General features: G+C 71.9%; 16 protein-coding genes. 8 read left to right on the plus strand and 8 right to left on the minus strand.

The annotated features are described in order from the left end of the window. The first annotated feature begins 234 nt into the window (after nucleotides 1–234). Both ACTOQ2_RS22960 and ACTOQ2_RS22965 read left to right on the plus strand, forming a co-directional pair. Nucleotides 235–1,896, plus strand: a complete 1,662-nt coding sequence (locus ACTOQ2_RS22960; protein ID WP_440102022.1) for an RNA polymerase sigma factor — start codon at nucleotides 235–237, stop codon at nucleotides 1,894–1,896. 109 nt (nucleotides 1,897–2,005) lie between these two features. Then, complete coding sequence (locus ACTOQ2_RS22965) at nucleotides 2,006–2,971, plus strand: hypothetical protein (RefSeq protein WP_440064647.1); 966 nt, start codon at nucleotides 2,006–2,008, stop codon at nucleotides 2,969–2,971. Nucleotides 2,972–3,048: 77 nt separating this feature from the next. On the opposite strand, the gene ACTOQ2_RS22970 is transcribed toward ACTOQ2_RS22965, so the two are convergent. Further along, nucleotides 3,049–3,789: a YaaA family protein gene (locus ACTOQ2_RS22970; protein WP_440102024.1), complete on the minus strand. Its 741-nt coding sequence runs from the start codon at nucleotides 3,787–3,789 to the stop codon at nucleotides 3,049–3,051. Nucleotides 3,790–3,835: 46 nt separating this feature from the next. On the opposite strand from ACTOQ2_RS22970, the gene ACTOQ2_RS22975 reads away from it, so the two are divergent. Further along, the gene (locus ACTOQ2_RS22975; RefSeq protein WP_440102026.1) at nucleotides 3,836–4,594 is read left to right on the plus strand and encodes a GNAT family N-acetyltransferase; all 759 of its coding nucleotides are present in this window, start codon (nucleotides 3,836–3,838) and stop codon (nucleotides 4,592–4,594) included. 17 nt (nucleotides 4,595–4,611) lie between these two features. Here the strand turns inward: ACTOQ2_RS22975 and ACTOQ2_RS22980 are convergent, their stop codons facing one another. Next, nucleotides 4,612–4,842, minus strand: coding sequence for a DUF7455 domain-containing protein (locus tag ACTOQ2_RS22980; RefSeq protein ID WP_030920243.1), 231 nt, complete (start codon nucleotides 4,840–4,842; stop codon nucleotides 4,612–4,614). 240 nt (nucleotides 4,843–5,082) lie between these two features. Here ACTOQ2_RS22980 and ACTOQ2_RS22985 point away from each other — a divergent pair, with 240 nt between their 5' ends. After that, entirely contained in the window at nucleotides 5,083–7,155 is a 2,073-nt protein-coding gene (locus ACTOQ2_RS22985; RefSeq protein ID WP_440102028.1) for a DNA gyrase/topoisomerase IV subunit B, read from the plus strand. 209 nt (nucleotides 7,156–7,364) lie between these two features. Here the strand turns inward: ACTOQ2_RS22985 and ACTOQ2_RS22990 are convergent, their stop codons facing one another. Continuing rightward, complete coding sequence (locus ACTOQ2_RS22990; RefSeq protein WP_440064641.1) at nucleotides 7,365–7,859, minus strand: beta-class carbonic anhydrase; 495 nt, start codon at nucleotides 7,857–7,859, stop codon at nucleotides 7,365–7,367. A 166-nt stretch (nucleotides 7,860–8,025) separates the two neighbouring features. Here ACTOQ2_RS22990 and ACTOQ2_RS22995 point away from each other — a divergent pair, with 166 nt between their 5' ends. After that, on the plus strand, nucleotides 8,026–8,343 hold the full coding sequence (locus tag ACTOQ2_RS22995) for a hypothetical protein (RefSeq protein WP_440102030.1): 318 nt from the start codon (nucleotides 8,026–8,028) through the stop codon (nucleotides 8,341–8,343). 165 nt (nucleotides 8,344–8,508) lie between these two features. After that, nucleotides 8,509–8,874: a VOC family protein gene (locus ACTOQ2_RS23000; protein ID WP_440102032.1), complete on the plus strand. Its 366-nt coding sequence runs from the start codon at nucleotides 8,509–8,511 to the stop codon at nucleotides 8,872–8,874. A 252-nt stretch (nucleotides 8,875–9,126) separates the two neighbouring features. Here ACTOQ2_RS23000 and ACTOQ2_RS23005 read toward each other — a convergent pair whose 3' ends face one another. Together ACTOQ2_RS23005 and ACTOQ2_RS23010 are read right to left on the minus strand one after the other, a co-directional pair. Beyond that, nucleotides 9,127–11,622: a DNA gyrase/topoisomerase IV subunit A gene (locus ACTOQ2_RS23005; protein WP_440064638.1), complete on the minus strand. Its 2,496-nt coding sequence runs from the start codon at nucleotides 11,620–11,622 to the stop codon at nucleotides 9,127–9,129. A gap of 224 nt (nucleotides 11,623–11,846) precedes the next feature. Beyond that, nucleotides 11,847–12,461, minus strand: a complete 615-nt coding sequence (locus ACTOQ2_RS23010) for a GNAT family N-acetyltransferase (RefSeq protein WP_440064636.1) — start codon at nucleotides 12,459–12,461, stop codon at nucleotides 11,847–11,849. Nucleotides 12,462–12,619: 158 nt separating this feature from the next. Between ACTOQ2_RS23010 and ACTOQ2_RS23015 the strand changes: the two genes are divergently transcribed. Next, nucleotides 12,620–14,689, plus strand: coding sequence for a RecQ family ATP-dependent DNA helicase (locus ACTOQ2_RS23015; RefSeq protein WP_440102091.1), 2,070 nt, complete (start codon nucleotides 12,620–12,622; stop codon nucleotides 14,687–14,689). A 131-nt stretch (nucleotides 14,690–14,820) separates the two neighbouring features. Here ACTOQ2_RS23015 and ACTOQ2_RS23020 read toward each other — a convergent pair whose 3' ends face one another. Then, the gene (locus ACTOQ2_RS23020) at nucleotides 14,821–17,700 is read right to left on the minus strand and encodes an ABC transporter substrate-binding protein (RefSeq protein WP_440102034.1); all 2,880 of its coding nucleotides are present in this window, start codon (nucleotides 17,698–17,700) and stop codon (nucleotides 14,821–14,823) included. A 181-nt stretch (nucleotides 17,701–17,881) separates the two neighbouring features. After that, nucleotides 17,882–18,775 carry a carbohydrate kinase family protein gene (locus tag ACTOQ2_RS23025; RefSeq protein ID WP_440102036.1) on the minus strand — a complete coding sequence of 298 codons (894 nt, stop codon included), beginning with the start codon at nucleotides 18,773–18,775 and terminating at the stop codon, nucleotides 17,882–17,884. Nucleotides 18,776–18,959: 184 nt separating this feature from the next. On the opposite strand from ACTOQ2_RS23025, the gene ACTOQ2_RS23030 reads away from it, so the two are divergent. Then, complete coding sequence (locus ACTOQ2_RS23030) at nucleotides 18,960–21,605, plus strand: bifunctional acetate--CoA ligase family protein/GNAT family N-acetyltransferase (RefSeq protein ID WP_440102038.1); 2,646 nt, start codon at nucleotides 18,960–18,962, stop codon at nucleotides 21,603–21,605. 5 nt (nucleotides 21,606–21,610) lie between these two features. Here the strand turns inward: ACTOQ2_RS23030 and ACTOQ2_RS23035 are convergent, their stop codons facing one another. Next, on the minus strand, nucleotides 21,611–22,183 hold the full coding sequence (locus ACTOQ2_RS23035; protein ID WP_440102040.1) for a hypothetical protein: 573 nt from the start codon (nucleotides 22,181–22,183) through the stop codon (nucleotides 21,611–21,613). Nucleotides 22,184–22,600: the final 417 nt, after the last annotated feature.

Genomic DNA, 22,600 nt, shown 5'->3' on the forward strand with positions numbered 1-22,600 from the left:
CATAACGGTTGCTTTCGGGTATCGGTGCCTCGCTTCCGTACGCACTACTCTCTTGGTCGGCCTAGGGTGGAGGGCAACCGCCAGGAGGCGGCCGTATGGATCACGGTGTCATGCCACAATGCTGGACAGGTGCGTCGCGGTTCGCGCGGCCTCGTTAATCACAACTAGAGGTAAAACTGCCCCTAGTTGGGCATCTGGGTCCATTCTCGTCACGCTTTCCTTCGAGAGGTGTTCGTGTCGCCTGCAAGTTCGACTCGCTCGAAGCCATCCGAGCTGAACGAGCCCGTCATTCAGCAGCTGATGGAGCGGGGGCGCTCGCAGGGGTTCCTCGAGTCCGAGGATGTCCGCAAGGCCGTCGAGGAAGCGGACATTCCGATGGCGCAGGTCGCTGGAATCCTGCGAAGCCTCAGCAAAGAGGGCATCACAGTACGGCTGACCGCCGAGGACTCCGCGGCTCCCAAGAAGCCCCGCACTCCCGCCAAGCGCCGCACTGCCCCGGCCGCGCCCGCGGCCGTCAAGAAGACCAAGACCGCCGCGGCGGCCAAGGAGCAGCCGGAGACCGTCACCGCGGTCGTCAGCGGCTCCGAGTCCGCCGCGACCGCGGCCAAGAAGCCGGCGGCCCCCGCCAAGGCGGCCCCGGCCAAGAAGGTCGCCCCGGCCGCCAAGAAGCCGGTTCCCGCCCCGCCGCCGAAGAAGGCCGGGCCCGAGGCCGGGGGCCCCGCTCCGGCGTCCGCGCCGAAGCCGGTCACCGGTGACGACGACGAGGTCATCGACCTCGAGGACGTCGAGATCGAGGACTTCGACCTGGAGGCCGTGGCCGAGGTCGAGGTGGAGGTGGAGGTCGAAGCCGAGGTGGAGGTGGAGGCCGAGGCCGAGGCCGAGGAGGAGCCCAAGGTCGAGGTCGTCGAGGTGAACGAGGACGAGGTCCTCATCCTCACCGACGACGACGATGACGCCCCGGTTCCCCAGGTCGCCGCCGCCGGTGCCACCGCGGACCCGGTCAAGGACTACCTCAAGCAGATCGGCAAGGTTCCGCTGCTCAACGCCGAGCAGGAGGTCGAGCTCGCCAAGCGCATCGAGGCCGGCCTGTTCGCCGAGGAGCAGCTCGGCACCGACGGCGAGAAGCTCCCGGTCGACGTCCGCGCCGAGCTGGAGTGGATCGCCGAGGACGGCCGCCGGGCCAAGAACCACCTGCTGGAGGCCAACCTCCGCCTCGTGGTCTCGCTGGCCAAGCGCTACACGGGGCGCGGCATGCTCTTCCTGGACCTGATCCAGGAGGGCAACCTGGGCCTGATCCGCGCGGTCGAGAAGTTCGACTACACCAAGGGCTACAAGTTCTCCACCTACGCCACGTGGTGGATCCGGCAGGCGATCACCCGTGCCATGGCCGATCAGGCGCGGACCATCCGCATCCCGGTCCACATGGTCGAAGTGATCAACAAGCTGGCCCGCGTCCAGCGGCAGATGCTCCAGGACCTGGGCCGCGAGCCCACCCCGGAGGAGCTGGCGCGCGAGCTCGACATGACCCCCGAGAAGGTCGTCGAGGTCCAGAAGTACGGTCGCGAGCCGATCTCCCTGCACACCCCGCTGGGTGAGGAGGGGGACAGCGAGTTCGGTGACCTCATCGAGGACTCCGAGGCCATCGTTCCCGCGGACGCGGTCAGTTTCACGCTTCTGCAGGAGCAGCTCCACTCCGTTCTGGACACGCTGTCCGAGCGCGAGGCGGGCGTGGTCTCGATGCGGTTCGGCCTGACCGACGGTCAGCCGAAGACGCTGGACGAGATCGGCAAGGTCTACGGGGTGACGCGCGAGCGCATCCGGCAGATCGAGTCCAAGACGATGTCCAAGCTCCGCCACCCGTCCCGGTCGCAGGTGCTGCGCGACTATCTCGACTGATCCTTCCTGACAAAGGGTCCGCACCGTACGGTGCGGACCCTTTGTCGTTAACGCCGGTGTAACGGGTCGGTAGCACGTCGGGTGAAACGGACTTCTAGGCTGCCGCCTCATGGGTGTGGCCGAGGCTGACAGGATTCGCGCCCGGGGGCTGCAGGTGATCGTCGATCGTCCGTGGGCGGACGCGATGCTCGACGACGCGGTCGCCGCGGTCCGCCGGAAGGCGTTCGAGGCCGGTCCGATCACGATCGGCGCGGCTCGCGGCGATCCGGAGAGGCGCGCGCTCAGGGTCGAGGCGCTGGCCAGGGCGGCCGTCGGCCACAGCCGTGCCATAGAGGCGTTGGCGGCCCGCGACCGGGCCAATCCCGACCTCTGGCTCTGGCTCGGGCGCACCCGCATCGAGGAAGCCTGGACGATCAAGCCGGATGCCAGGGCGCGGGCCGTGCAGGCGCGGCGCGTGCAGGCGTTCCAGCAGGCGATGGAGTCGGCCAGGGGGCCGCTTTTCACCGCGGCGTCGCTCGAGCCGTCCGATCCGGTGCCCTGGGAGTCGATCATGTGGCTCTACCTCGGTCTCGACCGGCCGCGTCAGGAGAAGGACGCGGTCTGGTACGAGGCCGTTCGCCGTTATCCGACGCTGTTCCCGGCCAACGTGGCCCGGCTCATGATGCTGTCCCCCGCCTGGGGCGGCAGTGCCCAGGAGATGCTGGAGTTCGCCAGGCAGGCCGTCTCGCGGGCGCCGGACGGGGATCCGATGGCGTCCCTGATGCCGTTGGCCCACTTCGAGCGGGTGGCCGCCGAGCGGTCGCCGATGTCGCGCGGCGGCTGGTTCTCCGACGAGGCGCTGCGCGAGGTCGTCTCGCACTCGGGTCGCTGGCCGGGCCGGGACGGCCATCCCCGGTCGGTCGAGGCGCACAACCTGTTCGGAGCCGCCTTCTACCTCGCCGACCTGCGGCGGCCCGCGCGCGGGCACCTGATGCGGACGGGAGGCAGGGTCAGCCGGTTGCCGTGGTCCTACCTCGGAGATCCCGCCCAGCAGTTCCAGCGGGCCTGCGGGCGGCTCCACCTCGTCGCGGCGTGAACCCGGCCGGGGTCCTCAGGCGCGGCGGGACACGCCGGATCCCGTCCCCGGCGCGGCCCCGGCGCGCCCGCGGAGGATCACACCATGACGTCGAGCGTCCACGGCCGTTTCCCGGCGGGCGGCGCGCCGAGGACGACGGAGTGGCCCAGGTGATCCAGAACCTTGGCGAGCTCCTCGGGGCTCCCCGGATCGAGGCCCCCCTCAAGCAGGGAGCGGGCGATCACGCCGCGGGTGGCCTTGGCCATGTGGCTGACCACCTTCCCGTCCCTGAGCACCCGGACCGCCACCGCCCGCCCGCCCGGCTGCCACGCCGCCGCGTACGTGCTGGAGCGCAGGTCCACGACCAGGCCGGGCTCGGCGTCGAGCAGCGGCGTGACCGACCGGCGCCAGAAGGCGCCCAGGCCGCCGAGCGGCGGCAGCCGCACCCCCATCGACAGCCGGTACGGCGGCACGCGGTCGCCGATCCGCAGCAGGCCCCAGAGGCCGGAGAAGATCAGCAGGCTCTCCGAGGCCCGTGCCGCCGCCTCGGGGGACAGCGAGGCCAGGCCGAGGTTGTCGTAGAGCACGCCGGTGTACAGGTCGGCCGCGGCCAGCGTCGGCGCGGTCCGCAGGAGCAGGTTCCTGCCGACCTCACCGGCCTGTCCCGGCGACAGGCCGAGGGTGTCCCGCGCGGCAGGGTCCCGGCACAGCTCGGTGAGCGCGTCCAGGACGGTCTCCCTGGGCGAGCCGAGAGCGGGAAAGCTCAGTCCGGACAGGTCGAGGGCCGGGCCGTCGCCCCGCGCGGCCTTCCCCTCGGACGGAGGCAGCAGAATCAGCACAGTCGCCGAGCGTAGTGGGACGATCGGGGGGTTAGGATCCTTCAGCATGATCGATGAGGTCTTCGACCGGCTGGTCGACCAGGCCTGGCCGGCGATCCAGCGGGTGGAGGCCGGAGGCTGGACGCTGCGCGCCGCGGACGGGGTGACCAAGCGGGCCAACTCCGTGCTGCCGCTGGGCGAGCCGGAGGATCTTCAAGCGGGCATCGAGAGAGCCGAGAAGTTCTACGCCGACCGGGGCCTGCCCTGTGTCTTCTCGGTGGGGGGCGGCGCCACGCCCGGCCTGGACGCGTCGCTGCGGGCGCGCGGCTACCGGGTGGTGGACCCCACATTGATCATGACGGCGTGCCTCGCGCCCGGGGGCGGGCCGCCTGAGGAGCCCGGAGGCTCGTGGGAGGCCGGAGAGCATGACGGGGCCGGGGAGAGGGTCGAGCTCGCTGAGGCGCCCTCGCAGGCGTGGCTGGACGCCTGGTGGAGCGTGGACGGGAGGTTCGGTGGCGACGGTCTGGTGACGGCCGCGCGGATCCTCACCGGTGTGCCCGCCGTATACGCCTCGCTCGGCCGGGAGGCCGTGGGACGGGGCGTGGTCCAGGGGGAGTGGTTCGGGATCTACTCCATGGCCGTACTGCCGCACGCGCGGCGCCGGGGGCATGGACGGAAGATGTTGCGTGCCCTGCTCTCGCATGCGCGGGCGCAGGGCACACAGCGGGCATATTTAGTCGTAGTGGAGTCGAACACCGCTGCCAGGGCGCTCTACGAGCGGCAGGGCTTCACGGTGGCGGGCCGATATCACTACCGGGTCCGATGATGGCTCCATTCGTCTGGTTATCGTTCGTCGTTGCCTGCCGTTGCCGGGGCGTCGCTGAGACGAGCGGACTCGTCCTGGATGTTGGCGCCCTTGTCTCTCAGCACGGCCACGTGCTGCCGCCCGTGGTGGGCGCAGAACAGCAGCTCCCCACCTACGGGCAGGGTCGCGCGGATGTAAGCCTGGGCGCCGCACCGGTCACAGCGGTCAGCAGCTGTGAGCTGCTTGGCGGGGGCGAGGGTTCCAGTCACGTATCGCCTTTCAGGTCATCCCCTGAGGTGGAGGATCTGGCGTCAGTCACTTGAGAGAACATCTAACCCGATACGAACGTTCCCAACCGACCCCCTGCTACGCCCAGAGCGGAAAGTGTCCGAAAGTAACGATGATCACGCCGGATGTAACACCTGTCCCCACCGGATGGCAAGCTTGTACGCGTCGTGGCGGGAAGAACGGTAAGCTGCGCACACGTGTTCGACAGAGTGGGAGTGGGCGTGACCGCAGTTAGCGCGGAGACGGGTTATACGGCCCGCCACCTGTCGGTGCTGGAGGGTCTGGAAGCCGTCCGCAAGCGTCCAGGCATGTACATCGGGTCGACCGACAGCCGCGGTCTCATGCACTGCCTGTGGGAGATCGTGGACAACGGGGTCGACGAGGCCCTGGCCGGCTACTGCAGCCGCATCGAGGTCGAGCTTCACCCCGACGGCTCCATCGAGGTCCGCGACGACGGCCGGGGCATCCCGGTCGACGTCGAGCCCAAGAGCGGCCTGGCGGGCGTGGAGCTCGTCTACACCAAGCTCCACGCGGGCGGGAAGTTCGGCGGCGGCTCCTACGGCGCCTCGGGCGGCCTGCACGGCGTCGGCGCCTCCGTCGTCAACGCCCTGTCCTCGCGGCTGGACGTCGAGGTCGACCGCGACGGCCGCATCCACGAGATCAGCTTCCGCAGGGGCGTTCCCGGCGTCTTCGACGGCGACGGCCCCAAGGCCAAGTTCAAGAAGAAGTCCGGGCTGCGCGACGGCGGCGCCGTGGCGAAGAACGTCACCGGCACCCGCGTGCGCTTCTGGGTCGACCACCAGATCTTCCTTCCCGAGGCCGAGGTCTCCCTCGACGAGATCCACGTCCGCCTCCGCCAGACCGCGTTCCTGGTCCCCGGCCTGACCCTGGCCGTGCGCGACAGCCGCGGCGAGGAGGCCGTCGAGGAGGAGTTCCACTTCGACGGCGGCATCTCGGAGTTCACCGAGTTCCTCGCCCGCGACGAGGCCGTCTGCGAGGTGCTGCGCCTGCAGGGCGTCGGCCACTTCCACGAGACCGTCCCGGTCCTCGACGACCTGGGGCACATGACCCCGACCGAGGTCCAGCGGGAGCTCACCGTCGACGTGGCGGTGCGCTGGGGCAAGGGCTACGACAGCACCGTTCGCTCCTTCGTCAACGTGATCGCCACCCCCAAGGGCGGCACCCACGTCAACGGTTTCGAGCGCGCCCTCGTCCGCACCCTGAACGAGCAGCTGCGCGAGACCCGCCTGCTCAAGAACGGCGACGCCCCGGTGACCCGCGAGGACATCATGGAGGGCCTCACCGCCGTGGTGACCGTCCGGGTGCCCGAGCCGCAGTTCGAGGGCCAGACCAAGGAGGTCCTGGGCACCTCCGCGGCCTCCAGGATCGTCGCCCACGTCGTCTCGCGAGAGCTCAAGGAGCTGCTCGCCAACCCGCCGCGCAACGCCAAGGCGCAGCTCCGCGCGGTCCTGGAGAAGATCGTCGCGGCGGCCAAGGCCCGCATCGCCGCCCGGGAGCACCGCGACAACCAGCGCCGCAAGACCGCCCTGGAGAACTCGGCGCTCCCCGCCAAGCTGGTCGACTGCCGCAGCGACGAGGTCGACCGCAGCGAGCTGTTCATCGTCGAGGGCGACTCGGCGCTGGGCACCGCCCGCGCGGCCCGCAACTCGGAGTTCCAGGCGCTGCTGCCGATCCGGGGCAAGATCCTGAACGTGCAGAAGGCGTCCGTCGCCGACATGCTCAAGAACGCCGAGTGCGCCGCGATCATCCAGGTCATCGGCGCGGGTTCCGGCCGCTCCTTCGACATCGAGGCCGCCCGCTACGGCAAGGTCATCCTGATGGCCGACGCCGACGTCGACGGGGCGCACATCCGCTGCCTCCTGCTGACCCTGTTCCACCGCTACATGAAGCCGATGGTCGAGGCCGGACGGGTCTTCGCCGCCGTGCCGCCGCTGCACCGCATCGAGGTCATCAACCCCACGCGCGGTCACGGAAAGTACGTCTACTGCTACTCCGACGCCGAGCTGCAGCGGGTGCTGCGCGACCTGGAGCGCCGGGGCAAGCGCTGGAAGGACCCGATCCAGCGCTACAAGGGCCTGGGTGAGATGGACGCCGACCAGCTGGCCGAGACGACCATGGAGCCTCGGCACCGCACCCTGCGCCGGGTCCGCATCGAGGACGTCGAGGAGGCCGAGCGCATCTTCGCCCTCCTGATGGGCAGCGACGTGGCCCCGCGCCGGGAGTTCATCGTGAGCAGCGCGGCCGAGATCGACCGCGACCACATCGACGCGTGACCGTGACCGTCCCCGCCGGGTGATTCCCCGGCGCGGACGGCTGACGGCGAACTCCGCGGCCCGATCGGCCGATCGGGCCGCCGCCGATCGGGCGTGCCCGTGAGCCGTCCGCGGGGCCCGGTGCCTTCGAACGCCGGCGAGCACGGCCGATCGTGAAACCGGGATCCGGCCCCTGCCGGGACCGGATCACGAGGACCGGATCTCGAGGTTCAGATCTCGACCGGCATCAGCTTGCCGGTGCGCACGTCGTAGATGGCCCCGCCGACCGGCATGCCGACGGGCAGGAACGGGCTCGTCCTGATCCGTACGAGATCATGACGGAGTGCCGCGTCCTGGTCGGGGACGGTGTGGAAGTCCAGGCTGCGGGTGTCGACGCCGCGCCGGGCGGCGATCGCGTGCACCTCGTCGTCGGTGACCTTGTTCATGCCGCAGTCGGTGTGCGGCATGACCAGCACCCGCTCCACGCCCAGCAGGTTGACCGCCAGGACGAGCGTGCGCAGGACGTCGTCGGTGACCCGGGCCCCGGCGTTCCGGAGGATCTTGGCGTCGCCCGGCTTCAGGCCGAAGAGCCCCAGCGGATCGATCCGCGAGTCCATGCAGGTGACCAGGGCGAGGCCGCAGGCGGCCCTGCCGGTCAGTCCGGCGTCGGTGAACGTGGCGGAGAACTCCTCGTTGGCGGTCAGCAGGTCGTCAAAAGCACTCACGTGCGCACCCTTCGGTCGGCGCAATCAACGGACTAATGATGCTTCATGCCCGTTTCCGGAACGTTGCCGGGGGCGCACCTGGTGACGACTTCACCAAGATCCCGCCGCCGCCTCTCACTCTAGGTCATGATGTCGTCACCCAAAGTCCGGAAGTGTGGAGAGGCTGATGAGCAGGACCGAATCGCTGGCCGACTATCTTCGTGACCAGGGCAGGCGAAAGCTGGACCGGGTCGAGGTCAGGGACGGGGGCCGCAACGCGCGCTCGGCGCTGGCCCTGCTCGACGCGGCGGTCTACACGCGGTCGCTCAAGGACGACGACCCGTTCGTGGCCGTTCTCGCGGAGGCAGGGTGTTTCGGCCCCCAGGGGACCGGTGAGTTCGAGCCGACGGACCGGGTCGCCCGGGTCGTCCGTTTCTGGGAGTCGGGTGAGCCCTGGCAACTGCTGATGGCGATCCGGTTCGCGCTCCAGGGCGTGCTCACCTGAGAGCCCGGGTTTCAGCCCGTCCGCCCGGGAAAGGCGGACCCGGACCGTGGCCGTGGCACCGGGCCGGGGCGCCCCGCGTGCCCCTGGCTGATCGGTACGGCAGCCGTTGAGGCTCCCGGTGACACCGCCATAGGATCTTCGTCGGTGCCGAGTCTGGGAGGAAGCATGGGAATCGCGCAGCTGAGGTCGATCGTTCTCGATTGCCCGGACCCCAAGCAACTGGCCGACTTCTACAGCGCGCTCCTGGGCTGGCAGATCGCCAGTGTCGAGGACGAGTGGGTGGTGGTCACCGGGGGCAGGCCCGGACGCCTCTGCTTCCAGCTGGTCCACGACTACCGGCCGCCGGAGTGGCCGACCACCGAGCGGCCCCAGCAGTTCCACCTCGATCTGACGGTCGAGAACCTCGACGAGGCCGAGAAGGAGGCGCTGGCGCTGGGCGCGTCCAAACACCCGTACCAGCCGGGCGAGAACGAGGGTTTCCGGGTCTTTCTCGACCCCGCCGGGCACCCGTTCTGCCTGTGCGTCGACTGACCCTCCTGAGTGATCTCAGGGCCTCCGGGCCGATCCGGGCGTCCGGCGCGCTCCCGGAGTCGCGGCCGACCGGCCGTCCCCGTGCATGTCGCTTTGTGTGCGCGGGGCCTCAGGGCCGGACGCCTCACGGAGGCCCTCACGGCCCGCCGGCCGCCTCCCGTGATCTCGGAGCCGGCGAGGGTTCGCCGCGCGAGGCCCCGGGAACCCCGCCGTCCTGGCGGGGCTCCCGGGGCCTTTGCCGCGGGCGGGTGGTCACTCCTCGGGGGCCGGAGCCGCCGCTGAGCCCTCCTCGCCGCCTCCGGCGCCGAGGGCGCCGCCCACGGCCGAGACGGTGTGGGTGAGCCGTACGCCGGAGCCGTCACGGCGGCCCAGCTCCTCGGGCAGGGGCACAGGCTTGCCGACGGCAGAGACCGCGCGGGCCGGTCCGGGACCCGCCCAGGCGAGCAGCAGGACGTCCTCGCCCTTGAGGAACCGCTGGACGCGGACCCCGCCGGTGCCCCGGCCCTTCGGCGGATATTCGGCGAAGTCGGAGATCTTGGCGCCGCCGATCTGGGTGCCGGGCAGCGCCGTCGAGGAACCGGCGATGGTCACGACCTGCGACTCGCGGGCCGGATCGACCGCGCCGAACCAGATCACCACGGCATCGCCGTCCAGTCGTACACCGGCCATGCCGCCCGCGGGACGGCCCTGCGGGCGGACGACGGAGGCAGAGTAGCGCAGCAGCTGTGCCTCGGAGGTGATGAAGACGAGATCGTGGTCCTCGCTCTCCAGCTCGACCGCGCCCACCACCGTGTCGCCGTCCTTGAGGGTGATCACCTCGAAGTCGTCGCGGTTGGCCGGGTAGTCGGGAACGACCCGCTTGACCACCCCCTGCGCCGTGCCCAGCGCCAGGCCGGGCCCGTCGGGATCGAGCGAGCCGATGCCGACGACCGTCTCGCCCGGGTTGAAGGTGACGTACTCCGTGACCGGGTGGCCACCGGACAGCGACGGCGGGTTGGCCGAGCGGGGCAGCGTGGGCAGGTCGACCACCTGGACCCGGATCATCCGCCCCTGGTTGGTGACCACGCCCACCTCGCCCCTGACCGTGCTCCGCACGGCGGAGACCAGCACGTCGTGGGACGAGCGGTCACCGTCGCCGGCCAGCGGCGAGGCGTCGAAGGTGCGGGCCAGCAGGCCGGTGGAGGAGAACAGCACCAGGCAGGGGTCGTCGGCCACCTCCAGGGGGACCGAGACGTTCCTCGTGACCCCCGAGGACTCCAGCAGCACCGTGCGGCGCGGGGTGCCGAAGGTCTTGGAGACCTGGGCGAGCTCGTCGGAGACGACCTTGCGGAGCCTGTCGTCGGAGGACAGGATCGCGGTCAGCTCGGCGATCTCGTCGCGCAGGGTCTGGCTCTCGCGGTCGAGCTCCAGCTTGTCGTAGCGGGTCAGGCGGCGCAGCGGGGTGTCGAGGATGTAGTTGGCCTGGGTCTCCGACAGCTCGAAGACCTCCGTCAGGCGCTCGCGGGCCTGGGCGGAGTTGTCGGAGGAGCGGATGACCTGGATGACCTCGTCGATGTTGAGCAGGGCGACGATGAGGCCCTCGACGAGGTGCAGCCGCTCCTCGCGCCTGCGCCGGCGGTACAGGGAGCGGCGGCGGACCACGTCGATGCGGTGGTCGACGTAGACCTGGAGCAGCTCGCGCAGGCCCAGCGTGCGCGGCTCGCCGTCGACCAGGGCGACGTTGTTGATGCCGAAGGTCTCCTCCATCGGCGTGAGCCGGTAGAGCTCCTCCAGCACGGCCTCGGGGATGAAGCCGTTCTTGATCTCGATGACCAGGCTCAGGCCCTTGTGCCGGTCGCTGAGGTCCTTGAGGTCGGAGATGCCCTGGAGCTTCTTGGCGGTGACCAGCTCCCTGATCTTGGTGACCACGCGCTCGGGGCCGACGTTGAAGGGCAGCTCGGTGACGACGATGCCCTTGCGGCGGGGGCTGACCTGCTCGACGGCGCACTTGGCGCGCATCCGGAAGGTGCCCCGGCCCTTGGCGTACGCGTCGCGGATGCCGTCGAGGCCGATGATCGTGCCGCCGGTGGGCAGGTCGGGGCCGGGGACGAACCGCATCAGGTCGTCGAGCGTCGCGTCGGGCTTCTTGATCAGATGGCGGGCGGCGGCGACGACCTCGACGAGGTTGTGCGGCGCCATGTTGGTGGCCATCCCGACCGCGATGCCGGTGGCACCGTTGACCAGCAGGTTGGGGAAGGCAGACGGCATGACCGTGGGCTCGGTCTCCTGGCCGTCGTAGTTGGGCTTGAAGTCGACCGTGTCCTCGTCGATCGACTGGACCACGGCCATGGCCGCCGAGGCCAGCCGGGCCTCGGTGTAGCGCATCGCGGCGGGCAGGTCGTCGGGGGAGCCGAAGTTGCCGTGCCCGTCGATGAGCGGCAGGCGCATCGAGAACGGCTGGGCCATGCGGACCAGCGCGTCGTAGATGGCGGTGTCGCCGTGCGGGTGGAGCTTGCCCATCACGTCGCCGACGACGCGCGACGACTTGACGTGGCCCCGGTCGGGCCGCAGGCCCATCTCGCTCATCGAGTAGAGGATGCGGCGCTGGACCGGCTTGAGGCCGTCCCTGGCGTCCGGCAGCGCACGCTGGTAGATCACCGAATATGCGTATTCGAGGAAGCTGGTGCGCATCTCGGTGGAAACGTCGATGTCGACGATCCGCTCCTCGAAGCCCTCGTCGGTCGGGGGTGTGGTCGTCCGTCGAGCCATCTGATTTCCTGCGCGCGCGCCCCGGCCGTCTGGCCGAGGGGAGGCGCATCCTCCTTCTGTCTTCGTGGTCCAACCGTTGGCGCCGGCTCCCCGGGGAGCCTTGGCCGGGATGTCCGGTGGGAGGCCGGTGACGGGGGCGACCGGGCATCATACCGAGACTCGATACCATACCCAGCCCATCCGACACTTCCGGGCCTTCCCCGGCCTGCCCGTGGGTACTGCCGCTACGGCGCCGTGCCGGGGGCGGCCGATGTGCCGGGGAGGCCTCGGGTCCTGGGGCCCGCTCCCGGCCAGGGGCCGGGGGTCTCGCCCTCGTACTCGTCGCCGGGCACGTTCACCTTGGTGTCGTAGACCCTGAAGCCGCGCGCCTTGTAGTTGGCGAGCGCCACCGGGCTGTCGAGGGAGCAGGTGTGCAGCCACACCCGCCGGGTCGCCTCCCGCTCCGGCTGCCGGTCGGCCAGGTCCCAGGCCCTGGCCGCGCCGATCTCCAGGAGGTGACCGCCGATGCCCTTGCCGATCGCCCACGCCAGGAGACCGAAGGAGGCGATCTCGACGGTCCCGCCGTCCTGGGGGACGAGCTCGACATAGCCCGCGGGGGTGCCGCGGTGGTAGGCCACCCAGGTCTCCACGCCGCCGGCCAGCCAGTCCGCCCACTCGTTCCAGGTCCACGGCAGCTTGTTGGTCCAGTGCCAGTCTCCGCCGACGGCCGTGAGGAGGAACCGGTTGAACTCGGGCGAGGGCAGCTCGGCACGCACGACGTCGACCTCGACCGACGGCGGCTTGGCGGGCAGCAGGTCCGAGCGTGAGGTCTGTTCGAGGTACCAGGTGGTGACGTCCATAGTGGATGCATCAAATCATGGCTCGGAGCCCGTCAGGTCCCCAGCTCCCGGCGCCGCGGGTGCCGGTGGCGCCGACGGCAGGTGCCGCCCGTGTATGCCGTACCGGGGAAAAACAGTCGGCGAGACCTGGTACCAATGACCGGGTGAGCGAAGAGCTGATGCTGCGCGAAGAGGCCGAGGAGCGGTTGCGGGCGCTCGCCGGGGAGCACGCCCGGCTGCGCGAGGACCAGTGGGCGGCGATCAAGGCGCTGGTCATGGACCGGCGCCGGGTGCTCGTGGTGCAGCGCACCGGCTGGGGCAAGTCGGCGGTCTACTTCATCGCCACCGCGCTCCTGCGCGAGCTGGGCGAGGGGCCGACCGTCATCGTGTCGCCGCTGCTGGCCCTGATGCGCAACCAGATCGCCGCCGCCGAGCGCGCCGGGATCACCGCGGTCACGGTCAACTCGGCCAATCCCGAGGAGTGGGAGCAGGTCTACAACCAGGTCGCCGAGGGCGAGGTCGACGTGCTGCTCGTCAGCCCCGAGCGGCTCAACAACCCCGACTTCCGCGACCACGTGCTGCCCGAGCTGGCCGAGAGCGCGGGCCTGATCGTGGTCGACGAGGCACACTGCATCTCCGACTGGGGCCACGACTTCCGCCCCGACTACCGGCGGCTGCGCACGCTGTTCGAGGAGCTCACCGAGGGCGTGCCGATCCTCGCGACCACCGCCACGGCCAACGCCAGGGTGACCCGCGACGTCGCCGAGCAGATGGGCGAGGAGACGCTCGTGCTGCGCGGCGCGCTGGAGCGCGACAGCCTCCACCTCGGGGTCGTGCGCCTGCGCGGCGCCGAGCAGCGCCTGGCCTGGCTCGCCCGCACGCTGCACGAGCTCCCCGGCTCCGGCATCGTCTACACGCTCACCGTGGCCGCCGCCCAGGAGATCGCCGCCTACCTGCGCGAGCAGGGCCACGAGGTGATCGCCTACTCCGGGCAGACCGAGCAGGCCGAGCGGCTCGCCGCCGAGCAGGCACTGCTCGACAACAAGATCAAGGCACTGGTCGCGACCTCCGCGCTCGGCATGGGCTACGACAAGCCCGACCTCGGCTTCGTGGTGCACGTCGGCGCGCCCCAGTCCCCGGTGGCCTACTACCAGCAGGTCGGCCGCGCGGGCCGAGGGGTCGAGCGGGCCGAGGTGATCCTGCTGCCCGGCGCGGAGGACCGCGACATCTGGGCCTACTTCGCCTCGCTCGCCTTCCCTCCCGAGCCCGTCGTGCGCTCCGTGCTGGCCGCGCTGGAGGAGGGCGGCGTGATGTCCACGGCCGCCCTGGAGAACCGGGTGGACCTCAGCCGCAGCCGCCTGGAGACCATGCTGAAGGTCCTCGACGTCGACGGCGCGGTGCGCCGGGTCAAGGGCGGCTGGGAGTCCACCGGCGAGCCCTGGGGCTACGACGCCCCGCGCTACGCCAGAGTCGCCGCCGAGCGCGAGGCCGAGCAGCGGGCCATGCTCGAATACCTCGACACCACCGGCTGCCGGGAGGAGTTCCTGCGCCGCCGCCTCGACGACGACACCGCCTCCCCCTGCGGCCGCTGTGACAACTGCACCGGCCTCCACCGCTCGCCCGAGGTGGACGAGCAGGCCGTACGGTCGGCCGCCGACCGACTCCAGCGGCCCGGGGTTGACGTCGAGGCGCGCAAGCAGTGGCCGACCGGGCTGGCCGACCTCAAGGGCCGGATCAGGCCGGAGCTGGGTGCCGAGCCCGGCCGGGCGCTGGGCAGGCTCACCGACATCGGCTGGGGCAACCGCCTGCGCGGCCTCCTCGCCGACGGCGCCGCCGACGGGCCGGTCCCCGACGACGTCTTCGCCGCCGTGATCAAGGTGCTGTCGTCCTGGGAGTGGGCCCAGCGCCCGGTCGGCGTCGTCGCGGTGCCCTCGGGCAGCCGCCCCCAGCTCGTCCGCAGCCTCGCCGAGCGGCTGGCCCAGGTGGGGCGCCTGTCCTACCTGGGCGACCTCGGTTACCGGTCGGGCCCGCCCGGACGGCAGTTCAACAGCGCGCAGCGCGTCCAGGCGATCAGGGGCACCCTGGCCATGCCCGCCGCCCTGGGCCCGGCCGTCGCCGGGGCCGGAGGCCCGGTCCTGCTCGTCGACGACCTGGTCGACACCGGCTGGACGATGACGCTGGGAGCCGCCATGCTCCGCCACGCCGGGGCCCCCGCCGTGCTGCCGCTCGCCCTCGCGGTCACCAGCTAGAAGCCGGTCGGGAGCCCGTCGGGAATCGCCTGGAGGGGGGCGGCGGGCTCCCGGGAAGGCGCGACCCCGACGAAAGGCGCGGCCCTCAAGAAGGCCTCAAGAAGGTATGTCCCCCAGGAAAGGCGCGGGTCTCAGGAAAGGCCCAGATCGACGTAGTCGTAGTCGGAGAAGGCGTGGCTGACGTGCACGTTCGTCAGGCGCTTGCCGCGGAGCAGGACGCGGGTGTCCCACTGGACGGGCAGCACGACGGCCTGCTCCATGACCGTGCGGTCGACCCGCGCCCACAGCTCCTCGCGCCGGCCGGGGTCGAGCTCGGCGCCGGCCTGGTCGATGAGGTGGTCGGCCTCGGGCAGGCGCACGCTCACGTTGAACGACAGGCCGTCCTCCAGGATCTCCCTGCTGTCGGCCAGGTACGGCAGGTAGCTGGCGCCCTCCGGCCAGTCGGCGGTCCAGGCCCGGATGGAGAGGCCGATCTTCTCCTTCCGCAGATAGGAGGGGCTGCCGCCGTGCTGGGCCGTGTGCTCGGCCTGGGACATGCCCCTGAGCGTGAGCCGGATCCCGACGCGTCCCAGGGTCGCCTTCAGGGCCTCGGCGGCCTTCCGCTCGGCGGGCTGTCCGGCCCGGAAGACGATCGTGGCCGCGAAGCCGCCGGGCCGCCCGCACGCGGCCAGCTGCCCGCGAGCCGCGGCCACGTCGCCCTTGCCGGTCTGGTACAGGTTCAGCGGGCGGTGCCCGGAGATGGTCGGCGGGAGCAGCCCGGTGGCGATCGTGCCCGCGCGCAGGCCGCGGCCGTAGGCGTCGCGCAGGGCCTCCCGGTCCGCCGCGGCGAACACGGCCCTGCGGCAGGCCACGTTGTCGAAGGGCAGCACCTGCGGGTTGATCGCGACGTACCGCAGCCAGCCGATCGTGGGCGCGTCGGCCCGCGCCCTGAGCGCGGGATCGGCCGCGATCCGCTCCGGCAGGTTCGCGCTCGCGCCCGAGTCGAGGTCCAGGTCGAGGTCGCCGGAGACGAGGCCCTTGTCGACGGCGTCCTGGTCCATGTCGAAGGTGATCTCGTAGCGGTCGGGGAGCGCCCGGCGGTTCGGGTCGGTCGCCGGTGACCAGTGCGGGTTGCGGACCAGGACGAGCCGCTTGCCCCGCTCCGCGCTCTCGAACATGTAGGGGCCCGAGGAGAGCACGTGCTTCTCGTACGCGGCGCCGGTGTCCTTCGCCTCGGGGACCGGCATGGTCTGGGGGACCTGGGCGACGTGGTCGAACGCCCCGTGCGGCTTTCTGAGGTGGAACACGACGGTCCGGTCGTCCGGGGTCCGGATCGCCCCGTCGGTGTCGGCCTTCGGCGACGCGAAGTAGCCCCGGTAGCCCGAGGGCAGGTTCAGGAGCTCCTCGAAGTGGTACGGGCCCCGGCTGAGCGTGTTCTTGCCGATCGCGCGGAGCACGGCGTGCTTGACGTCCGCGGCGACGATCGGCGTGCCGTTCTCGTACTTCAGGCCCTCCCTGAGCCGGTACGTCCACGTCCTGCCCCCGTCGCTGGGCACGCCGGGGCCCTCCGCCAGGTCGCCCACGAGTTCCCGGCTCCCGGCGCCGGGAACGGGCCGGTACATCGTCAGCGAGCGTCCGTAGAGCCGCGCGACGTTCCACAGCGACGGGTAGTAGGTGTTGCCAGGATCGAAGGAGTCGGCGACGAAGCCGGCGCCGAACCGCATCGTCCCGCCCCTGCGTGCCGAGGGGCTGACGACCGAGGCCGAGGCCGCGTCGAAGCCGGTCGGCGCCGGCTTCGGCGTCACCCGCGAGACGGCGCCGGGCTCGCCGGACGGCAGGACCAGCCAGGTAGCGACGCCCAGCGCGCAGGCGGTCGCCAGGGCCGAGGCGGCGAGCAGGATCCGCCGGCGCCCCACCGTGCCGGCGAGCTGGGCAAGCCGGGCGAGCCGGCCGGGTGACGGCGAGGAGAACCCGGTGGAAGGCGTCGCGGGAGACGGCGCCCCCGACGGAGCCCCCGATGGAGCTCTCGACGGCGCCCCGGACGGTGCTTCCGACGGTGCTCCAGACGGTGCCGGGGACGGGACGGAGGACCGGGGCGGGACCGGTGCGCGGCCCGGCAGGGGAGCCGGTGCCGGGAACGCGGCGGAGGAGCGGGCCGTTCCCGGCGCGCGGCCCGGCAGGGGAGCCGGTGCCGGGAACGTTCCGGAGACCGGCCCGGGATCACCGGCCGCGTTCAGCAGCATGTCCAGCACGTCGGCCGAGCCGGGCCGGGAGCGGGGGTCCTTGGTGAGGGCCGCGCCCAGCAGCGGGCGCAGCGACTCCGGCACGCCGGACAGGTCCGGTTCCGCGATGAGGATGCGGCGCATCACCACGGCCAGGTTGCCCAGCCCGAACGGCGGCTGCCCGGTCGCCGCGAACACCATGGTCCCGGCCCAGGCGAACACGTCGCCCGCCGGTCCGACCTCCTGCTCGTGGAACTGCTCGGGCGCCATGTAGGCGGGCGTGCCGACCAGGTCCGTGGTCAGGCTGTACGCGGCGTCCAGGGCTCTGGCGATGCCGAAGTCGATGACGCGGGGGCCGTCGGGGCCGAGCAGGACGTTGCTGGGCTTGAGGTCGCGGTGCACGATCCCGGCACGGTGGATCGCGGCCAGCGCGGTGGCGGTGGCGACGGCCAGCCTGACCAGCGCGTACTCCTCGCGCGGGCCCTCCCTGGACACCACCTGCTGCAGGGACTCGCCGTCGACGTACTCGCTCAGGATGTACGGCCGGTCACCGGTGGCGTCGGCCTGCAGCACCCGGGCGGTGCAGAACGGGGCGACCCGCCGGGCGGCGTCGGCCTCCCGCTGGAAGCGCCGCTTGGCATGCGCGTCGTCGGAGAGCCTGGCGTGCAGCACCTTGAGCGCGACGCGCTCTCCCTCGGGGGTGCGCGCCAGGTAGACCACGCCCTGGCCGCCCTCGCCGAGGAATCCGACCAGCCGGTGCGGGCCGATCAGCTCCGGGTCACCCGGCCGCAGGGGGCGGGGCTCCGGCATGCGTCACTCCAGGGGATCGCCGCGAACATGGTCCCACCACATTATTGGATCACCGTGGAGAGCGGGAAAACCCGGGACCGCACCCGGCGCGGACCGGCGGCCGGCAGCGGCACGGGCGGTCAGCGGCACGAGAGGCAGCGGCACGAGGGGTCAGAGGCGACGGGCGCCCAGGCGGGAACGGTCAGAGGCGGGGACGGGCGCCCAGGTGCGAGATGGCCCGGGAGGCCAGGTGGCAGCCGGAGGCGAGGGCCTCGGCCGGGGGCTTGCCGCCGAGCCAGGCGGGCAGGAAGCCGGCGGTGAAGGCGTCACCGGCACCGGTGCCGTCGACCACGCGCTCCACGGGCTCGGCGGGAACCCCGATCGGGTCGGGGCGGTTGTTGGCGTACCAGAGCGCGCCCTCGTCGCGGAGCTTCACGACGACCTGGGGGAACCAGGCGGTGAGGACCTTGGCGGCGGCGGCGGGGTCGTCGCGGCCGGTGAGGACCTTGGCCTGGTCGGCGTTGGCGAACAGCAGCTTGGCGCTCTGCGTCCACTCCAGGAAGGGCTCGGCGCCGGTGCGCTCCAGGGGGGCGGAGGAGGAGCAGTCGACCGAGACGGACATCCCCGCGCGGCGGGCCATCTCCAGGGCGGCCATGCCGGCGTCGCGGGAGCCCTCGTTGATCAGGGTGTAGCCGGACAGGTGCAGGTGCCCGCCCTGGGAGAACAGGTCGCGGGGCAGGTCCTCGGGGGACAGGGCCGCGTTCGCGCCCGGGTCGGACAGCATGGTGCGCTCGCCCTTGTGGGTGACGAGCACCACGCAGGTGCCGGTCGGGCGCTCGGGATCCATGACGAGGCGGGCATCGACGCCGTAGCCCATCAGCTCCATGTCGCGGTTACGGCCCGTGATGTCGGCGCCGCGCCGCCCGATGAAGGCGACCTCGGTGCCCTCGACGGCGAGCCAGGAGGCGATGTTGGCACCCGAACCACCGCCGTGCATGGTGACGATCGCCGGTGTGTCGCTGGCCCTGGCCAGCGGGTAGCGAGCCCGCGCGACCGCGTCGGTCATGAGATCGCCCACCACGACCACCCGCGTCATGATGTCACCACCTTGCTGCCTTCGATGCCGACGTGCCTCTAGACATGCTTCAAGCCATACCTCTGGTCGTGCCTCTAGCCGCGAAAAACTTAACAGCTTCCGGCCAGCGTATGGGGTCTTGACCGGACACCGGACCACAGTCGATGCACAAGCGTTGCGTGAATCCGTCCGGGTGGTCTGCCATATGAGATTCGCGTCTACTCTCGGGACTGTGGAGGCTGCTCAGTATCCCGCTCACTGGGAGGCGGACGTCGTTCTCTCGGACGGCGGCACCGCCCACGTACGCCCGATTCGGCCCGCCGACGCCGACCGGTTGCGTTCCTTCTACGGCCGGCTGTCCGACGAGTCGATCTACTTCCGCTTCTTCGGTCCCCGTCCGCGGCTGTCGGAGCGGGAGATCACCTGGTTCACCAACGTCGACTACGAGAGCCGGGTGGCGTTGATCGCCACGATCGGCACCGAGATGGTGGCGGTCATCCGCTACGACCGGATCGAGCCCGGTGAGGCCGAGGTCGCCTTCCTCGTCGAGGACGCCCACCAGGGCCGGGGGGTCGCCTCGGTGCTCCTCGAACACCTGGCCGCCACCGCCAGGGAGCAGGGGATCGCGCGTTTCGTCGCCGACGTCCTGCCCGCCAACCAGAAGATGATGGCGGTGCTCAAGCAGGTCGGCTACACCGCGCAGAGCCGCTTCGCCGACGGCGTGGTCAGGATGACCCTCGACCTCACCCCGACCGAGACCGCCCAGGAGGTGACCACCGCCCGCGAGCACCGCGCCGAGTCCCGCTCCATCGAACGGCTGCTCTCCCCGGGTTCGGTGGCGGTCGTGGGAGCGGGCCGCGAACCGGGCGGCGTCGGCCAGACCGTGCTGCGCAACCTGCTCGGCGCCGACTTCGCCGGCCCGGTCTACCCCGTGCACCGCGAGGCGCGGGCCGTCGCGGGGGTGCGGGCCTACCCGAGCGTGACGGCCATCGACGGCGAGGTGGACCTCGCCGTGCTCGCCGTACCCGCCGACGGGGTGATCGAGGTGGTCAAGGAGTGCGCGGAGAAGGGCGTACGCGGGCTGATCGTGGTCTCCTCGGGGTTCGGCGAGACCGGGCCCGAGGGCCGGGCCAGGCAGGACGAGCTGGCGCGCATCGCCCGCGCGTACGGCCTGCGGGTCGTCGGCCCCAACTGCCTCGGCATCGCCAACACCGACCCCGCGGTACGGCTGAACGCCACCCTCGCCGCGACCCTCCCGGGGCTCGGCAGGGTCGGCTTCTTCAGCCAGTCGGGCGCCCTGGGCACCGCGCTGCTGCAGCGGGTGGCCCAGCGCGGCATGGGCATCTCCTCGTTCGTCTCGGCGGGAAACCGCGCCGACGTGTCGGGCAACGACCTGCTCCAGTACTGGGAGGAGGACCCGCGCACCGACGTGATCCTGCTCTACCTGGAGTCGCTGGGAAACCCCCGCAAGTTCGCCCGCCTCGCGCGCCGCATCTCGCGCCGCAAGCCGATCGTGGTCGTCAAGAGCGGCGGCACCACCCAGGGCGTGCCCACCGGCCACGCCGCGCCCGTGCTCGGCCTGCCCGACACCGCGCTCAGCGCGCTGTTCGAGCAGGCGGGGGTGATCAGGGTCGACGACCTGATCCAGCAGTTCGACGTGGCGCAGCTGCTGGCCTACCAGCCGCTGCCGGCCGGGTCCAGGGTCGGGCTGGTCAGCAACTCCGACGCGATGGCGCTCCTCGCGGCCGACGCCTGCGTGCGGGTGGGCCTGGAGCCGAGCCCGCCGGTCAACCTCGGCGCGCGGGCCTGCGCGGAGGAGTTCGGCGCGGCCCTGACCTCGGTGATCCCGGACGTGGACGCCGTGGTCGCGATCTACATGCCGCCCATCCCCGGCGACGGCGCGGAGGTCGCCGCCGAGCTGCTGCGCGCCTCCCGCGACTGCGGCAAGCCGGTGCTGGCCACCTTCGAGGGCAGGATCGGCATGCTCGACGAGCTGCGGGTCGGCACCGTACCCGGGCGGGGCTCCATCCCCTCGTACGCGGCGCCCGAGGAGGCGGTCCGCGCGCTCGCCCACGTCGTGCGGCACGCGCGCTGGCTGGAGCGGCCCGCGGGACTGCCCGAGGAGATCGAGGGCGTCGACGCCGGCGCCGCGCGCGACCTCGTGCTCGCGACGCTCGGAGACGCCCCGGCCGAGATCGACGCCTCGCAGCTGCTCGCCCATTACGGGGTGGAGGTCTGGCCGTCGGAGACGGTGGAGTCGCCGGAGGAGGCCGTCGAGGCGGCGTCGAGGCTCGGCTGGCCGGTCGTGCTGAAGGCGGCGGGCCCCGAGGCGGCCATGCGCGCGGGGACCGTGCGGCTGGGACTGTCAGGGCCCGACGGGGTGCGCGACGCCTACGCCGACCTGACGCGCCAGCTCGAACCGGAGGCCGTGCTCGCGGTGCAGCGCATGGCCCCGCAGCCCGCGGTGCCGACCGTGGCCGGGGTGATGGACGACCCGGCCTTCGGCGCGGTGGTCTCCTTCGGGCTCGGCGAGATCACCGCGAGGCTGCTACGCGACGAGGCGTACCGGCTGGCCCCGCTGACCCGTGAGGACGCCGCCGCGCTGGTGAGGTCGCCGCGCGCCGCGCCCCTTCTCCTCGGCGAGTACGGCTACCCGCCGGTCGCCGTCGAGGCCCTGGAGGATCTGCTGATCCGGCTCGGGCGGCTGGCGGACGACCTCCCCGAGGTGGCGCGGCTCACCCTCGACCCGGTGCTGGTGGGGGAGTCCGGGGTGATCGTGCTGGGCGCCCGCGCCGTGCTCCGCAGCCACGAGGGCCCGCGCCCCGACGGCGGCCCCCGGCGCCTCGGCTAGAGGACTCACCCGTTCTGGCCCGTCCGCCGGGTCGCGGGGACGATCTGGACCGTGCTGGCGACGGTGGCGGGCGCGGGGCCGGTCTCCATCGCGGTCTCCGTGCCTGTCTTCGTGCCCGTCTCCGCGCTGGGGTCGACCATGTCGTCCATGTCGTCCATGTCGTCCCGGACGGCATGGACGGCATGAACGGCTCTGCCGGACGCGGTCAGCGTCCCCGAGGCGTTCCGCGACACGGCCACGCCGACCGTGATCCGGGGAAGCTGGAATCCGGGGGCGACCAGGCCGCGCGTGCCGCAGCCGACGATCCTGGCCGTGATCCGGCACCTCCAGCCCGTGCCCGAGGCGCTCACCGGGGTCAGGCCGGAGGGGAAGTGGTAGGCGACCTCGGTCGGACGGGTGATCCCGGCGGAGCCGGGGGCCGCGGTGACATCGATGGAGAACGTGCCGGCGCCGCCCGCCTCGAACGGGCCGTCGTGAACCGTGGTGAGGATCAGGTCGCCGGGGAGCTCCGCCCCCGAGACGGACGGGCTCACGGCGGTCGCCGCCGCGGCCGTCATGGCGGCCGTCACGACGGTCACCGGGACGGTCGCCGCGAGGCGCGAGAGGCCGGTCCGCCACGCGGGCCGGGCCCGCTGCGGCGAATCCGACAGTGTCCCTCCGGTCCCTCCGGTCCCTCCGGCCCGCCCCGCTGAATCCGGACCTTCACCGGCCATATTTCTCGCCCCCGATTCCGGTAGGAATGCACCGCTTCCGATTTCGGGGCGGTGAAAAGCATTCCCAGATATGTAAAGCAAGGCGGAGAATGCGGAGAATCGCCCGTTACCGCTCCCCGGACGTACGCGCACGCCACCGCTACCGCTCCCGATAACCCCGACGGGATCACGCCAAACCGATCGGAGGGTAAAGCCGCGGGCGGGAACGGGCTCCAGGCGGCTCCCGGATCGCCCCGGCGACGCCTTTCCTGCCGGAGAAGCCGGTGGCGGGCCGCATCACGA

The sequence above is a fragment of the Streptosporangium sp. H16 genome, from assembly GCF_051918855.1.
Classification (GTDB): Bacteria; Actinomycetota; Actinomycetes; order Streptosporangiales; family Streptosporangiaceae; genus Streptosporangium.

Coding starts and splice junctions, on each gene's coding strand:
- ACTOQ2_RS22965 (WP_440064647.1), top strand. CDS start 2,006: ATGGGTGTGGCCGAGGCTGACAGGATTCGCGCCCGGGGGCTGCAGGTG.
- ACTOQ2_RS22975 (WP_440102026.1), top strand. CDS start 3,836: ATGATCGATGAGGTCTTCGACCGGCTGGTCGACCAGGCCTGGCCGGCG.
- ACTOQ2_RS22995 (WP_440102030.1), top strand. CDS start 8,026: ATGAGCAGGACCGAATCGCTGGCCGACTATCTTCGTGACCAGGGCAGG.
- ACTOQ2_RS23000 (WP_440102032.1), top strand. CDS start 8,509: ATGGGAATCGCGCAGCTGAGGTCGATCGTTCTCGATTGCCCGGACCCC.
- ACTOQ2_RS23005 (WP_440064638.1), bottom strand. CDS start 11,622: ATGGCTCGACGGACGACCACACCCCCGACCGACGAGGGCTTCGAGGAG.
- ACTOQ2_RS23010 (WP_440064636.1), bottom strand. CDS start 12,461: ATGGACGTCACCACCTGGTACCTCGAACAGACCTCACGCTCGGACCTG.
- ACTOQ2_RS23015 (WP_440102091.1), top strand. CDS start 12,620: ATGCTGCGCGAAGAGGCCGAGGAGCGGTTGCGGGCGCTCGCCGGGGAG.
- ACTOQ2_RS23020 (WP_440102034.1), bottom strand. CDS start 17,700: ATGCCGGAGCCCCGCCCCCTGCGGCCGGGTGACCCGGAGCTGATCGGC.
- ACTOQ2_RS23025 (WP_440102036.1), bottom strand. CDS start 18,775: ATGACGCGGGTGGTCGTGGTGGGCGATCTCATGACCGACGCGGTCGCG.
- ACTOQ2_RS23030 (WP_440102038.1), top strand. CDS start 18,960: ATGAGATTCGCGTCTACTCTCGGGACTGTGGAGGCTGCTCAGTATCCC.